Origin of the sequence: Pseudidiomarina marina (assembly GCF_044807045.1) — a bacterium.
Classification (GTDB): domain Bacteria; phylum Pseudomonadota; class Gammaproteobacteria; order Enterobacterales; family Alteromonadaceae; genus Pseudidiomarina; species Pseudidiomarina marina.
Map to the genome: position 1 here is coordinate 161,769 of NZ_CP085233.1, position 14,062 is coordinate 175,830.

At 49.1% G+C, this 14,062-nt stretch carries 15 protein-coding genes; 3 read left to right on the forward strand and 12 right to left on the reverse strand.

Annotated features, from left to right (window positions below; genetic code table 11):
• Positions 1-22: 22 nt before the first annotated feature.
• A complete protein-coding gene (locus LG272_RS00750; RefSeq protein ID WP_404408964.1) occupies positions 23-1,561 on the reverse strand; it encodes an NAD(P)H-hydrate dehydratase in 1,539 nt (512 codons plus the stop codon).
• A 91-nt stretch (positions 1,562-1,652) separates the two neighbouring features.
• On the opposite strand from LG272_RS00750, the gene queG reads away from it, so the two are divergent.
• Positions 1,653-2,768 (forward strand): tRNA epoxyqueuosine(34) reductase QueG, encoded by a 1,116-nt coding sequence (gene queG / locus LG272_RS00755; protein ID WP_404408966.1) that lies wholly within the window; start codon positions 1,653-1,655, stop codon positions 2,766-2,768.
• A gap of 223 nt (positions 2,769-2,991) precedes the next feature.
• Here queG and LG272_RS00760 read toward each other — a convergent pair whose 3' ends face one another.
• From LG272_RS00760 to LG272_RS00800, 9 genes are all read right to left on the reverse strand, one after another.
• On the reverse strand, positions 2,992-3,756 hold the full coding sequence (locus LG272_RS00760; protein ID WP_404408968.1) for a flagellar motor protein MotB: 765 nt from the start codon (positions 3,754-3,756) through the stop codon (positions 2,992-2,994).
• Positions 3,757-3,758: 2 nt separating this feature from the next.
• The gene (locus tag LG272_RS00765) at positions 3,759-4,583 is read right to left on the reverse strand and encodes a motility protein A (protein ID WP_404408970.1); all 825 of its coding nucleotides are present in this window, start codon (positions 4,581-4,583) and stop codon (positions 3,759-3,761) included.
• Between the two features lie 76 nt (positions 4,584-4,659).
• The gene (locus LG272_RS00770) at positions 4,660-7,353 is read right to left on the reverse strand and encodes a cation-translocating P-type ATPase (RefSeq protein ID WP_404408972.1); all 2,694 of its coding nucleotides are present in this window, start codon (positions 7,351-7,353) and stop codon (positions 4,660-4,662) included.
• A 24-nt stretch (positions 7,354-7,377) separates the two neighbouring features.
• A complete protein-coding gene (locus LG272_RS00775; RefSeq protein WP_404408974.1) occupies positions 7,378-7,938 on the reverse strand; it encodes a DUF1415 domain-containing protein in 561 nt (186 codons plus the stop codon).
• On the reverse strand, positions 7,935-8,345 hold the full coding sequence (locus tag LG272_RS00780; RefSeq protein WP_126759622.1) for a VOC family protein: 411 nt from the start codon (positions 8,343-8,345) through the stop codon (positions 7,935-7,937). The genes LG272_RS00775 and LG272_RS00780 overlap by 4 nt, the downstream gene beginning before the upstream one ends.
• A complete protein-coding gene (locus LG272_RS00785; RefSeq protein ID WP_404408976.1) occupies positions 8,342-8,710 on the reverse strand; it encodes a DUF805 domain-containing protein in 369 nt (122 codons plus the stop codon). Before LG272_RS00785 ends, LG272_RS00780 begins: the two co-directional genes overlap by 4 nt.
• 100 nt (positions 8,711-8,810) lie before the next feature.
• Complete coding sequence (locus LG272_RS00790; RefSeq protein WP_404408978.1) at positions 8,811-9,725, reverse strand: M14 family metallocarboxypeptidase; 915 nt, start codon at positions 9,723-9,725, stop codon at positions 8,811-8,813.
• A gap of 37 nt (positions 9,726-9,762) precedes the next feature.
• Positions 9,763-10,173 (reverse strand): MAPEG family protein, encoded by a 411-nt coding sequence (locus tag LG272_RS00795; RefSeq protein WP_126759625.1) that lies wholly within the window; start codon positions 10,171-10,173, stop codon positions 9,763-9,765.
• 68 nt (positions 10,174-10,241) lie between these two features.
• Positions 10,242-10,484 carry a YheV family putative zinc ribbon protein gene (locus LG272_RS00800; RefSeq protein ID WP_126759626.1) on the reverse strand — a complete coding sequence of 81 codons (243 nt, stop codon included), beginning with the start codon at positions 10,482-10,484 and terminating at the stop codon, positions 10,242-10,244.
• Positions 10,485-10,552: 68 nt separating this feature from the next.
• Between LG272_RS00800 and LG272_RS00805 the strand changes: the two genes are divergently transcribed.
• On the forward strand, positions 10,553-12,439 hold the full coding sequence (locus LG272_RS00805; protein ID WP_404408981.1) for an ATP-binding cassette domain-containing protein: 1,887 nt from the start codon (positions 10,553-10,555) through the stop codon (positions 12,437-12,439).
• Positions 12,439-12,663: a YheU family protein gene (locus tag LG272_RS00810; protein WP_404408983.1), complete on the forward strand. Its 225-nt coding sequence runs from the start codon at positions 12,439-12,441 to the stop codon at positions 12,661-12,663. The genes LG272_RS00805 and LG272_RS00810 overlap by 1 nt, the downstream gene beginning before the upstream one ends.
• Here the strand turns inward: LG272_RS00810 and cysQ are convergent.
• Both cysQ and nudE read right to left on the reverse strand, forming a co-directional pair.
• The gene (gene cysQ / locus LG272_RS00815) at positions 12,638-13,483 is read right to left on the reverse strand and encodes a 3'(2'),5'-bisphosphate nucleotidase CysQ (protein WP_404408985.1); all 846 of its coding nucleotides are present in this window, start codon (positions 13,481-13,483) and stop codon (positions 12,638-12,640) included. The two genes, LG272_RS00810 and cysQ, sit on opposite strands and share 26 nt — an antisense overlap.
• Positions 13,480-14,028, reverse strand: a complete 549-nt coding sequence (nudE, locus tag LG272_RS00820) for an ADP compounds hydrolase NudE (RefSeq protein ID WP_404408987.1) — start codon at positions 14,026-14,028, stop codon at positions 13,480-13,482. Before nudE ends, cysQ begins: the two co-directional genes overlap by 4 nt.
• Positions 14,029-14,062: the final 34 nt, after the last annotated feature.

Genomic DNA, 14,062 nt, shown 5'->3' on the forward strand with positions numbered 1-14,062 from the left:
CCCTACTCATTCAGCGTTTTTTTCAAGCACCGGTTGTCAGTAACTGGTGCGGATTCACAAGGGCGCGAAGTTCGGCCATTAAATCGCTCGGTAGTGTACCACGTTCTCCATGTTGCGCAGCATTTTCGCCAGCTACAGCGTGCAACCATGCAGCCATTGCAAGTACCTGTTCAAGCGGAATTTGTTGCGCTACGGGTTGCGACACATTCTGTGCCAACAAAGCGCCAACAACCCCGCTTAATACATCCCCACTACCACCTACTGCTAAAGCTGGTGAACCTCGACGACATACCCATGCATCCTGTTGGTACGGCGACTTCACTAATGTTCCTGCTCCTTTGAGTAACGCATACGCATGAAAGTTCTGACAAATTTGTGTAAGTGCCTGAAGTCGATTCGCAGTAACGTCTTGCGTGGCGCAACGCAATAAACGAGCAGCTTCGGCGGGGTGAGGGGTAAACAACCAATCATGTTTATCTGGTTTCGATAACGGAGCTTTGGCAAGGCTGTTAAGTGCATCCGCATCCCACACGACTGTCCCCGGCCATTTTGCTACTTGTTCAACTAATACTCTTGCCCATGGTGTTTGGCCAAGTCCCGGTCCAATCACCACCGTTGTTGCTACCTCTAACAACTCGGTTAAATCATTCGCTACGGCATGCACCATCAATTCGGGTTGTGCCGATGCGATGGCCAGTTGCGAATCACGGTGGCAGGCAATGGATACCTTTCCAGCACCACATCTTAATGCCGCTCGTCCCGCTAACACAGCAGCACCACTCATGCCAACACCGCCCCCAACAATTAATACGTGACCATAATCTCCCTTATGGGACGATTTACGACGGCGTTGTAAGTGCTCACTCACCAAATTACTCTGTATAACGCGCAGCGTTGCTGGTGTGCGGAAAAAAGCCTTACTAATACCCAGATCAGCCAGCACAATGTCGCCACAATAGTCCGCGGCCTCGCCGGTGACTAACCCGACCTTCAGCGCAATCATCGTTACTGTGCAGTCGGCTTGAACAGCCTTTGGCTTCGCTACCCCAGTGTCACTATCTAAACCGGTCGGAACATCAACACTCAAGATCCAGCAATGACGCCCATAGCGATTAATCAATTCAACCGCATCGACAAATGGTGCCGTCAAGTTGCGGCTGAGCCCGTTGCCTAGCATCGCGTCGATAACAATATCGATGCCTTGAAAGTGCTCGGCTGACAATGATTCAAGTTCAAGCACCAGTCCACCTTGGTCACGCCAGGCTTGTGCCGCAAGCACCGCTAGTTCCGAGCTTGGCTGAACCGCTGCAACTTGCACTTTGTAGCCTGCATGCTGCGCCAAGCGTGCTAGTACCCAGCCATCACCACCGTTATTACCTGGCCCGCAGACGATCAACAAGTTTGCGGGAGCTGGCTGTTTCGCTTGAATTGCGCCCAAACATGCTTGTGCGGCACGCTGCATCAGTTGTGCCATACTCACATCGCAAGCAGCAGCGGCTTGTTGCTCACCAGTTCGTACTTGCTCTGCGGTGTAGATCATACTGGTTAAATCGAATGACATCGGTGCATCCCTTGGCCGTTTTTGCTATGTTAGCGCCACATCACGTTGACTTATTACGTGCACTATTAGTGTAGAGGATAAATCGAATTCTATGGATTATCACCAACTGGCCGAAGATATTAAACGCTGGGGCGCCGAATTGGGGTTCCAAAAGGTTGGTATTACCGATGTCGATCTCAGCACTGAACGTGAGCATTTGCGCCGCTGGTTAGAGCAAGGTATGCATGGCGACATGGAATGGATGGCGCGTCATGAGGCATTACGCACCCGCCCCGACCAACTACACGAAGGTGCCGTGCGCGCGATTTCTGTGCGTATGAACTATCTGCCGGCTGAGGCTGGCTTTGCAAAAACTTTAAAAAACCCGCGCCTGGGCTATATCAGCCGCTATGCATTGGGACGCGACTACCACAAATTGATGCGCAAACGGCTCAAGCAACTCGGTGAAAAAATTCAAGAAGCCTGCGCTGAGCTAGATTTTCGACCTTTCGTCGATTCTGCGCCGATTATGGAAAAACCTTTGGCCATAAAAGCAGGACTCGGCTGGCGTGGAAAACACACTCTGGTGCTTGATGAAGGTAGCGGCTCATGGTTTTTTTTAGGCGAATTATTGGTTAATTTGCCGTTGCCTACCGATAGCGAAGTTGAGGAGAAGTGTGGTACTTGCAGTGCTTGCATCACTATTTGTCCCACGCAAGCCATTGTGGAGCCCTATGTACTCGATGCACGCCGCTGCATTTCTTACTTAACCATCGAATTACGCGACAGCATTCCGGAAGAGTACCGCCCACTTATGGGGAATCGAATCTATGGCTGTGATGATTGCCAATTGATTTGCCCGTGGAACCGCTATGCTCAACTAACCGATGAAGGCGATTTTTCGCCCCGACAGGAATTGCATGCGCCAGAGTTACTCGAGTTATGGCAGTGGAATGAAGAAACGTTTTTGAAGCGTACTGAAGGTTCGCCGATTCGCCGTATTGGCTATGATTGCTGGCTACGCAATTTGGCTGTAGCGATGGGGAATGCGCCAACCGATACCGACATAATCAAAGCACTAGAAAAACGTCGCCCCGATGTTTCTGAAATGGTTGCCGAACACATTGATTGGGCGCTTGAACGGCAACGCAGTGGTGCCGTTAAAGTTGAAAAACAGGTAGTTCGACTTGTCCGCGCTGTTGAGAAGGGGCTCCCGCGTGATGCTTAGCCACCGGAGTAGAAGGCTCTTTAATGCTCGAGCTTTTCACAAAGGTTTCTTGTTCTTGCGGACTGCAAGCAACCAAAATCACCATGGTGCTCATGATTAGTCCCAATAAGAATTTGTACATGATTGCGCCCCCACTTGCGTACCGTTGAATTCACGGTTGCATAGTAGCGAGCGGCGCGCCCATGAACAATGTGAGAAGTGAAAGGATTGAGTAAAACTAAATTTACTCAACAGAAATCGCCGGAGCCTCCGTCAACACGAGGTTCACGCGACGGTTCTCGCTTCGCCCCGCTGTTGTCGAATTACTTTGAAGCGGCTGGCTGTCTGCATAACCTATCGCTCGCAATCGCTCCGCATTAATTCCATTCGTTTGCAAATAACGTACAACCGATATCGCACGCGCCGCTGACAGCTCCCAGTTGCTTGGGAAACGCGGCGTGTTAATGGGTAGATTATCGGTATGCCCTTCCACACTGATGTGAAGGTCTGAATCTGCCAACATCGTGAGTAACGGTTGCATCACCGCTGCAGCCTGCTGATTAAATTCTGCCTCGCCACTATCGAACAAAATTTTGTCGTTTAAACGAATATTTAACTTTCCTGGCGACAAGCTCACGTTAACAGAATCGCCCAAACCAGCACCAGCGAACTGCTCTTCAATACGCGATTGCATTGCACCTAGGCCACCCTGCGCAACTAAACTTTGGTTAGCCGATTTTGACTCGCCGGACAAATCTGCATTGGCAAGAAGCACAACAAAAAGAACCAACAGCAACGTCAACAAATCCATATAGGTGGTTACCCAACTATCTTCTTCTTGATTAACTTCTGGCGATTCGTCTAAATGACTTCGTGGCGTTCTGCTGAGCATCCGCGAAGCAATATTCTGTGCACCGCCATCAGCAATTTGCGCGCGCTCCCGATTCGTTTCTGTTGGCGCGCCAGCATGACGTTCGATTAACTCATTGAGCGTCGGTTCATTGCTCATGCCTAAACTCGCTCTTGTGCCGGTTCTGACGAATTCTTTTGCAATGCTTCGTGTTCGTGAATATCTAATTCGTCTTCAACGTGAGCAAAGAATGTTGATAAATATTCACGAATATAGCCAGGGCTACGGCCTCGTGCGACGAGTAAAATACCTTCAAGAATCATATTCATCAGTTGCACACGGCGTTCGGTTCGACGCTCAAATTTAATCGCAATTGGTTTAAAAAACATGTTTGCCAACACCACACCATATAATGTCGTTAGCAACGCGAAGGCCATATCCACGCCAATTTCAGTCATGCTACTGCTACCCATGCCGTGCAGCATATTGACCAAACCAACAAGCGTTCCCAACATGCCGAAGGCCGGTGCGAAAGCTGCCATAGTACGGTATACCTGAGCTTCAGCACGCTCTTTGATTTTCATCTTTAAGATACGCCACTCAAGTAACTCAGCAATATCTTGCGTTGGCGTGCCATCAATCAGTAATTGAAGCCCCGTCTTTAAGAAAGGATTCTTAACTTGCGCGAGTTGATCTTCAGCATTGGCGATTCGCCCTTGAACGAGTTGTCGAGCAACTTCCACCAATTCTTTTTGGTCGTCATGGGCGTACATTTTTTCATTGCGCAGAACAATCCAGAGAATTTTAAATACCCGAATAACTTCTCGTAACGGATAGGCCAATAAAGTTGCTGCGAAGGTACCACCGAGCACAATTGCAAGCCCGGGTAAGTTCACAAACGCCCAAGCATCGGCCGCAGTTAGAAATATTGAAAGGACAACAATGGCGATACCCGAGAGCATGCCGAGCAGAGTTGATAAATTCATCGTTATTAGCGGACCTATTCTACAACAACAGATAACCAACTTATCGGCACGGACGTAATTTTCTTGAGCACAAACGTTACAATCGCCAGTTAAAAAACCGGATTCGTAATTGCTTCTCAAATTCAACTGTTACCAATAGCGCCACCCCAATCAGCAGTACGAGTAATACCTCGTGCCAGTCAAGCGCAGCGATACCAAAGAGCTGTTGTAGCGGTTGCACATAAGTGGCCAGTGCTTGCGCCATGACAATCAAAATAACTGCTGTCCATAATGGACGAGTGCCTCGGAGGGCCCGCCATGTAAGCGAAGCACCATAAATATTGCGGATAAAGAAAAGATGAAAGATTTCGAGCACAACCGCTGTATTCAGTGCCATGCTGCGCGCAACTTCAAGGCTCTGACCTTGATTGAGGGCGTATTGAAACACCCCGTATAGAGCAATAACAAATAATATCGAAACAAATACAACGTGCCATACTAAAGCGCCGCGTAACAAGGGTTCTGAACGATGTCGTGGCGGTCGTTTCATACTATTCGGCTCCGTCGGTTCGAACGCTAACGTTAAACCTAAGGTGATGGCGGTCACCAAATTCACCCACAACAGCTGAACTGGTGTAATGGGTAATGCCAACCCCAGTAACAAGGCGAGAATAATTGCCATAGATTCGCCAACACTGGTTGGAATATCCCAGCTAATCACCTTCTTGAGGTTATCGTAAACGGTGCGCCCTTGCTGCACTGCAGCGACAATGGAGGCAAAGTTATCGTCAGTGAGAACCACATCTGCTGCTTGCTTGGTCGCTTCACTACCGCGAATACCCATGACGATGCCAACATCAGCACGTTTTAGAGCCGGCGCATCATTCACGCCATCGCCGGTCATCGCCACGACTTGCTGCTGTGCTTGTAACGCCTGAACTAAGCGCAATTTATGCGCAGGGCTGGTACGGGCGAACACATGCACTTCTTTTACGGTGTCGTTGAATTGTTCATCAGATAAATTATCAAGCTCGCTGCCGGTCAGTACCTTATCCGCATTTTCAATGCCGACTTGATGTGCAATCGCTGTCGCAGTTCCGGGATGGTCGCCAGTAATCATTTTCACACCAATACCAGCTTGGCGACACTGTTGTATCGCCGCGATTGTTTCCGCACGTGGCGGATCGATGAGCCCAACCAAACCAACCAGAACAAGGTCTTTGCTCAACTCTGATTGCTCAAGCACGACATCAGTATCCGCCATTTGGCGTTGCGCCAATGCCAACACACGCAATCCTTGTGCGGCAAGCCGCTTGGCTTCGGCCAGCCAGTAGTCACGATTAAGTTCGGTAACCTGCCGTCCCACCGCATACTGCCAAGAACACATCGTTAGGATTTGCTCAGGCGCGCCTTTTACACTGACAAACGCATGCCCTTGATGATCATGATCTAACGTCGCCATGTAGCGCGTTTCGGCATCAAAAGGAATTTCATCGTGGCGATGCCATTGCCGGCGATCGTGTTCAACCGAAATGCCGAGTTTTGCTGCGAAAGCTAGTAGCGCGCCTTCCATCGGATCACCCACAACTTGCCAGCCGTCTGCCGATTCATGTAACTGTGCATCGTTACATAGCAGTGCTATGCGCCCAATATCACGCAAACGCGCCTCATCGCTGACCAAAGCAGTGTCAACCGTCGCATTGATCACTTCGCCATTCGGCGCATAACCATCGCCGGTTATATTAAACTGGGCATCGCTCAACGAGAGCGCTGCGACCATCATTTCGTTTCGCGTTAACGTTCCCGTTTTATCGGTACAGATCACTGAGACTGCACCGAGAGTTTCGATACTTGGCAGGTGGCGCACAATGGCATGGCGTCGCGCCATCGCTTGTACGCCAACAGCCAGTGTGATGGTCATCACCGCTGGCAAGCCCTCAGGTATCGCCGCAACAGCGATGCTCACCATAATCATGAATAGCTCAGCAAATGGCTTGAGTTGCAACCAACTTGCATAAGCGAGCAGAGCGCCAGCAAAGAAAAGAATTAGAAACGTCAGCCATTTCGAAAAACGTGCGGTTTGTTCAACCAACGGTGTCGTTAATTTCGATACTTCTGTCAACATCACACCAATACGACCAAACTCCGTACTGGAACCTGTCGCAACCACCACGCCTTGCGCATGCCCAGTAGTCACCCAGGTGCCAAGGTAGGCCATATTTGAACGACTGCCTAACGCTGTTTGTTCGGCGAGATCTTCGGTCTGTTTGGTCACCGCGTGCGATTCACCAGTCAGTACCGCCTCTTGCACCTGAAGGCTAAAGGTTTCTAGTAGGCGGAGATCAGCCGGAACGCGAGCCCCCGCCTCTAATATCACGATATCTCCGACAACCAACTGTTCAGCTGGAAGTTGCTGTCGTTTACCGTCACGCACGACTAAAGCGGTTGGCGCCAGCATATGACGTAATCCGGCAAGTGCCGACTCCGCCTTGCCTTCTTGGTAATAACCAATAATCGCATTGATAACAACGACGGCAAATATCACCACCGCGTCGACATAATGTTGCAGTAATAGCGTGACGCCAGTTGCCGCTAAAAGAACGTAGATAAGTACATTATGAAACTGCCGGATGAAACGTTTCCATGCTGGCTCAGTCTTTATCGCCGGAAGTGTATTCGGCCCCTGTTCGTGAAACCGTTGTTCAGCTTCAACGCTCGTTAAGCCACTAGTGTTGGATTGGGTCTGTTGGAGAACAGCTGCAGGCGGCATCGCATGCCAATTTGCTTGCATAAGTCCTCCGTCATTGAAGTGGTGTTAACTCTTAATTTTAGCGATATCGTCTAGAATCTTAGCAAAGAAATCGGCGCCTTTTTGTCTGGCAAAATCAATATTTCGTTCGGGGATTCGCTCCGGCTTTGTGTAGCTTGCCAGTGCGTTGGCGACACTGTCCTCGCGAAGCACGTGAAGCATTGGGTATGGGGCGCGATTAGTATAGTTTGCAGCATCGTCAGCATCACTATCGGCAAACTGATATTCTGGGTGAAACGTGGCGAGTTGATAGACTCCGTCGTACCCCTCGAGTTCGAGTAAGCGCTCTGCATAGTCGACTAAATCAAGATAGTCATCAAAATCGCTCACTCCGTTTGGCAGAATCAGCAGCGCCGTCGCAATATCAGGCTGAGTATCGAGTTTCTGTATTAATTTGAGTAATGCTTGGAGCTGTTCCGCAATATCGGCACTCGTCTCCACCTGATAGTGAATGGTTTGTTGTTCAACTTCACGACGCGCAAACGGGCATAAATTAAATTGAACAATCACTTGGTCTACCCAAGCTTTAGTTTGCGCAGTGATTTGCGGTATCAAGTCAGTTGTCATAAATGCGGATTGTATACCACTTCCCATAAATGTTTTTCAGGGTCCATAAAATAACCGGCATAGCCACCCCACGAGGTGGTTTTTGCTGGTTTCACCCAAGCAGCACCCGCTTTCGATGCTTCATCCAAAATAGCATCAACGGCTTCTTCGGAATCAACATTGTGTGCCAATAAAACATGCGTTGGCTCGGCTTTCCCCAGTGGCAAGCCACTGTCATTTGCCAAACTTTGCCGTGGCCACAAAGCAAACATCAGATTATTCTCAAGCTTAAAAAAAGCAGCGGCTCCATTCTCATATTGCTCGCCAATAATGCCCTCAGTTGGCCAACCTAAGCCGTCGCGATAAAACGCGACGGCTTTCTCCAAGTTGTCCACCGTTAAGGTAATAAAGGAGATTCGAGGCTTCATGCCATCGCCTTCGGGTTCGGACCAAAGCGGTTATCACCTGGCGTGCTGTCCATCACAAAGAAGACGATCAACACAATCGCACCAATCAACGGAATCAAGGCAATTAATAGCCACCAACCAGAACGGTCTGTGTCATGTAAACGACGCACACCGACTGCAATAGACGGTATTAGCACCGCTAAGCTGTATATTGCACCGAGAACACCGATGCTCATATCTGGGTCACTGAACCCTAAAATGCCATCAATAAACCCAAGCACGAAACCAATAATGGTGTTAAATAAAACGAAAAACCAATATTCAGAACGTCGTGCGCGACCACTGAAAACCGCATACTTCTTTAAAACGGTAAGATACCAGTTCATGTTATTTTTCCTTTTTGATTTGCCCTTCTTGTTGTCGGTCTGCGAGATGTTGGGCTCATCAGCACAGTACTGCATTCCGTTTGCAAAAATAACTTAGTCGTTATAGCTGTCGCATATACTCTAACGCGCCTTTCACGGCGGCTACCTGTGCCTCAATACATTCTTCGGGAGATGCATTGGCGCTGTCTGGATAGACCTCGGTGGTGCTCACGTACGGGGCATCCGTTAAGCCCATACATAGGCCGAGCTCTTTCCCGGCATAGTGAATGACACCCTCTTGCTCAACCGGGGCTCCAATGATTTTGCCTTCGTCATCGGCAGGAGCAATGTGGGTAACTTGCCGCACCGAATCAATAATCGCCTTTTGGAAATCCGGTGTTGGCTTCTCAGAATTACCAACGGTATAGAAGCCATCCGGGATGTTCCAATTGGTGTTTACCTTGCCATCGCGAGCCGCAAGTGCTGGACGGAATTCTGAATTGTCCGTATCGGTGGTTTCGTGCAAATCAATATGCATCACGAACTCAAGTTGATGACTCGCGATGTAGTCCATAATTGCCGCACACTCACCCGCTGGGCTGTTCTCTTTGAACGAACGGTTCGGATCGATGGCAAACGGATTCCAGCGATTAATGGTTTCGTAGCCCCATGGGCTAATGCATGGCGCAATGAGAATATTAAACCATTGGCTGTAATACTCAGCGTGCTGTTTTGCAAAAGCTAATGCGCCATGAACGCCTGATGTTTCATAGCCGTGCACACCGCCTGTCACCAACACATTTGGTTTGGCGGCATCCCAGTTTCGTGTTTTTAGTAAAAACAGCGGAAATGTATTGTTGGGATATTCGAGCGCGCCATATTGCTCGACATCAAATTGATCATGTAGTCGATTAATTTGAGTCACAACATCATCAAAATATGACCGTTTTACAGATTGTTGTTTAAGCCAATGCTGTTTTTCTTCAACACCCCAAGGTTGTCCTGGGGTGCCAATTGGATACTGCTGCTCTGTCATTGTTTAACCTTTTCTCTCTTATTTTGCGCAAATCTTCTTATGCCAGTAACTTGATGGCGATTTGAACCAACACCACAATATTGGCGATGATGCCAATCATAAAGAAATAACTACGTGGACTCGGATTGCGCTCAGTCGCGATGCCGTAATACAGCAACATGTGAATGATACGAGCAAAGGCAAACGCCCAAACTGATATCGCGAACCATTGCGAATCGACGCCCGCAAAAACGGCTAAGAAAACGGCGGCGAGAAAAAATGGAACATTCTCAAGGCTATTTTGAAAGGTTCGATGGGCACGGAACACGAATGACTGATGACTTAAACGCTCATCAATTTTCCCTGGAATTGCTCCAGGTTGCTTTGCTTTACTGCCGCTCGCGATGAACCACTGCACCATCACAGTGGCTAAAATAACCCAAACCCCAGCGTAAACGAGATGACTCATGACCCTACCTTTTCGTGAATCTAAGAAACCTTACAGTAGCGGGTAATGACAAGGTCTGCAATGGCAACTTATTCAGGCTTGAAGATACCGATAATGCTGTCGGATTGAATACTTTTACCCGTTGCGGTTGGCGCACTCGTCTCCGCTTGTTTTGCCGCAGGAGGCTTAGCACCACGTTCTGAAAACGTATGACCGCACTGTATACAGCTCACTTCTTCCTGTTCACCTTTAATGGTGAGCATGAGCGTATCTTGCGCATGGCAGGCTGGGCATTCCGCACCAGCGATAAAACGTTTGCGAGTTTGAGTCATATTCACCTCTGTGGCTATCAGGTATAATTGTCGCAGAAACTGAGTCGAACACCAAGTTAGGACTATTCATGATAAACATTCGCGCGATGTCGTTAATGCGCGGCGGCAAGTTATTACTCGAAGATGCAAACATAACCATTTTCCCCGGCCATCACGTTGGGCTCGTTGGTCGTAATGGCACGGGTAAGTCATCTCTCTTTGCATTGCTTCGCGGCGAACTTAGCGTTGAACAAGGTTCTTGCGACCTGCCAAGTGGCTGGCGTATTGCCAGCGTAAAGCAAGAAACGCCTGCACTTGAACAGGCTGCTATAGAATACGTGCTTGATGGTGATAAAGAGCTCCGCGACTTGGAAAAACAACTTGCTGACGCCGAAGCCAAGCAAGATGGCAATGCCATTGGGCACTTGCATGATGCCATTGCTACAATTGGCGGTTACGAAGCCCCCTCACGGGCGGCCGCTCTCTTAGCTGGTTTAGGTTTTGAGCCTGAGCAAATATATGCACCGGTAAAATCATTCTCAGGTGGCTGGCGAATGCGTCTTAACTTGGCGCAAGCTTTGATTGCACGCGCCGATTTGTTGTTACTTGATGAACCCACCAACCATTTAGATGTTGATGCGATTTTCTGGCTTGAAGATTGGTTACAACGCTTTCCAGGTACATTAATTGTAATTTCGCACGACCGCGATTTTCTCGATGCCATCGCGCAGCAGATTGTTCTTATCGAACACCAGCGTGCAACCAGCTACAGCGGCAACTATAGTAGTTTTGAGCGCCAGCAAGCCGAGCAGTTAGCGCAACAACAAGCACAGTTCGAAAAAGAACAAGCCCAGCGTAAACATCTGCAAAGCTATATTGACCGATTCCGTTACAAAGCGAGCAAAGCCAAGCAAGCACAAAGCCGCATCAAAGCCTTGGAGCGATTGCAAGCAAGTGCACCGTTGCGCGCTGCAAGCGGTTTTCAATTTGCGTTTAAAGAACCCGAACAATTACCAAACCCTCTATTAACGCTTGAAAAAGTGCAGGCGGGGTATGGCGATGCGGTTATTCTAAAAAATATTCAGTTTAACCTGGTGCCCGGCAGTCGCATTGGTCTTCTTGGCCGCAACGGCGCTGGCAAGTCAACATTGGTCAAGTTGCTGGCCGGAGAATTAACCGCACAAGCAGGCGTGGTGGCTTTGAATCCGGGTGTTAAACTGGGTTACTTCGCCCAGCATCAACTGGAAACATTGGATACGCAAGCGACGCCCCTGCAGCACTTGCAGCGACTTGATAAATTTGCAACAGAACAGCAGTTGCGTGACTTTGTTGGAGGCTTTGGCTTTTCCGGCGATGCTGCCACCAGCCTAGTTGGGCCGATGTCGGGCGGCGAAAAAGCACGCTTAGTTTTAGCCCTCATTGTTTATCAGAAGCCAAACCTACTGCTTCTTGATGAGCCAACCAACCACCTTGATAGTAGTATGCGAGAGGCGCTCGTTTATGCGCTACAAGACTTTACTGGCGCCATGGTGATTGTGTCGCACGATCGCCATTTATTGCGCACGACGGTTGATGAGTTTTACTTAGTTGCCCACCAACAAGTAGAGCCATTTGCAGGTGACCTAGACGCCTATCACGATTGGCTTAAACAACAGGCTCAAAGCTCGCAGAATACCTCGAGTGCCAATAGTGGAAAAGCTGATAAAAAGGCCGAGAAGCGTCAAGCCGCCGAGCGTCGACAAGCGTTGAAGCCATTAAAAGACCGTGTTACCAAGGCAGAAAAAACGCTGCAGCAAGCGGAACAACGACTTGCAACTCTTAACGACCTGTTAGCAGATACATCACTGTACGAGGCTGACCGCAAAGCTGACCTAGCGGATATTCTTCAACAACAAGCGCAGGCACAGGCCAAGCTTGCCGCAGCAGAAGAAGAATGGATGGCGGCCGAAGAAGCATTACAAGAGGCGCAAGATTAATGGAAATTCCATGGCAACAAGTCGATTCTGAAACACTCACAAATTTAATTGAGATGTTTGTGTTGCGTGAGGGCACTGATTACGGCGACGAAGAGAAGTCCTTGGCAGAAAAAGTCGAGGATGTACGGCGCCAGCTGGCCGCTGGCGAAGCGATTTTAGTGTGGTCAGAACTTCACGAAACCGTGAATATTTTACCGGCTAATCATCGCTTCGATGATGAATAAATACTTCCTGCCAGGGCACATCGGGGTCACCAAGGATAATAAAGTTTGGGTTGCCTAAATTAGCTTCTTGGTTGTAGGTAAGTGGGGTAAAGCTTTCACTGACAATACGACCTCCAGCTTCACCAACAATCACTTCCGCGGCGGCTGTATCCCACTCGCCGGTTGGCCCGACGCGCAGAAAACAATCGGCACGCCCCTCGGCAATCATACAGGCTTTCAACGAGCAGCTACCCGCCGGCACGAGTTGTAATTCTCGCTCGCTCGTCATCCGCTGTAGCACACGTTCGCGAGGCTGACGCCGACTAATCGCTAAATGCAAAACATCAGTAATCGGGTCCGCAAGGCGGCGCACATGAATTCGCTGCGAGCCATGCACATCGCGGCGAAAAGCGCCCTGCCCTCGTTGAGCGGTATACAACACATCGCCAGCTGGCCAGTAAATAACACCGAGCACCGGCTGATTATGTTCAACTAACGCAATAATCACACCAAAATCACCGCTGCGCGCAATAAACTCTTGTGTACCGTCAATCGGATCAATCATCCAATAGCGTGGCCACTGACGGCGTTCTTCAAAGGTTAAATGTGAGCCTTCTTCGGAGAGAACTGGAATGTCTGGAGTCAATGCCGTAAGCCCATCAACAATCAAGCGGTTGGCGGCAAAATCGGCACTCGTGACCGGTGAATCATCGTCTTTCTCGTACGTTTCGTAAGCCTGTTCTTCATACAGCTCAAGAATGAGATCGCCAGCTTTCAACGCAATATCCGCCGCGCCGTGTAACCATTCCTGTAATTGTTCTACCGAGCTATTTGTCGTCACTTGCCAAGCTCCCGTAACGTCATCAACAAAGCGGCAATGCTGCGTGCTTCCGTGAAGTCTTCTTGTTCCAACAATGCGTCGGTTTTACTCAATAGCCACGGCACCTTTTCCAATGGCTCCGGTTCGTCACCTGGTAAGCTTTCAGGATACAAATCGCGGGCGATAAAAATATGCATGGTTGCCGAAAAAAACTGTGGCGCCATGGTCACGCTCTTAAGTGGAATGAGTTGTTTTGCGCCGAAACCAATTTCTTCTTTTAGTTCGCGGTTCGCGGCCTGCTCCGGAGTTTCACCCGGATCAATCAATCCTTTAGGAAAGCCGAGTTGGTAGTTATGCAAACCAGCGGCATATTCGCGCACCAACATGAGGGTTTCGTCATCAATAAACGGAACAATCATGACCGCACCACGACCGCTACTTGCCATGCGTTCGAATTGGCGCTCAACACCATTACTGAATCGTAAATCAACTGCTTCAATACGCAGAAGGCGACTCGTTGCTACAATTTGGCGAGTTAAAATCTCTGGAACTGGTTTGTGCGCCATAAGAATTCCATATTACTGGCTAAATACATCGGCT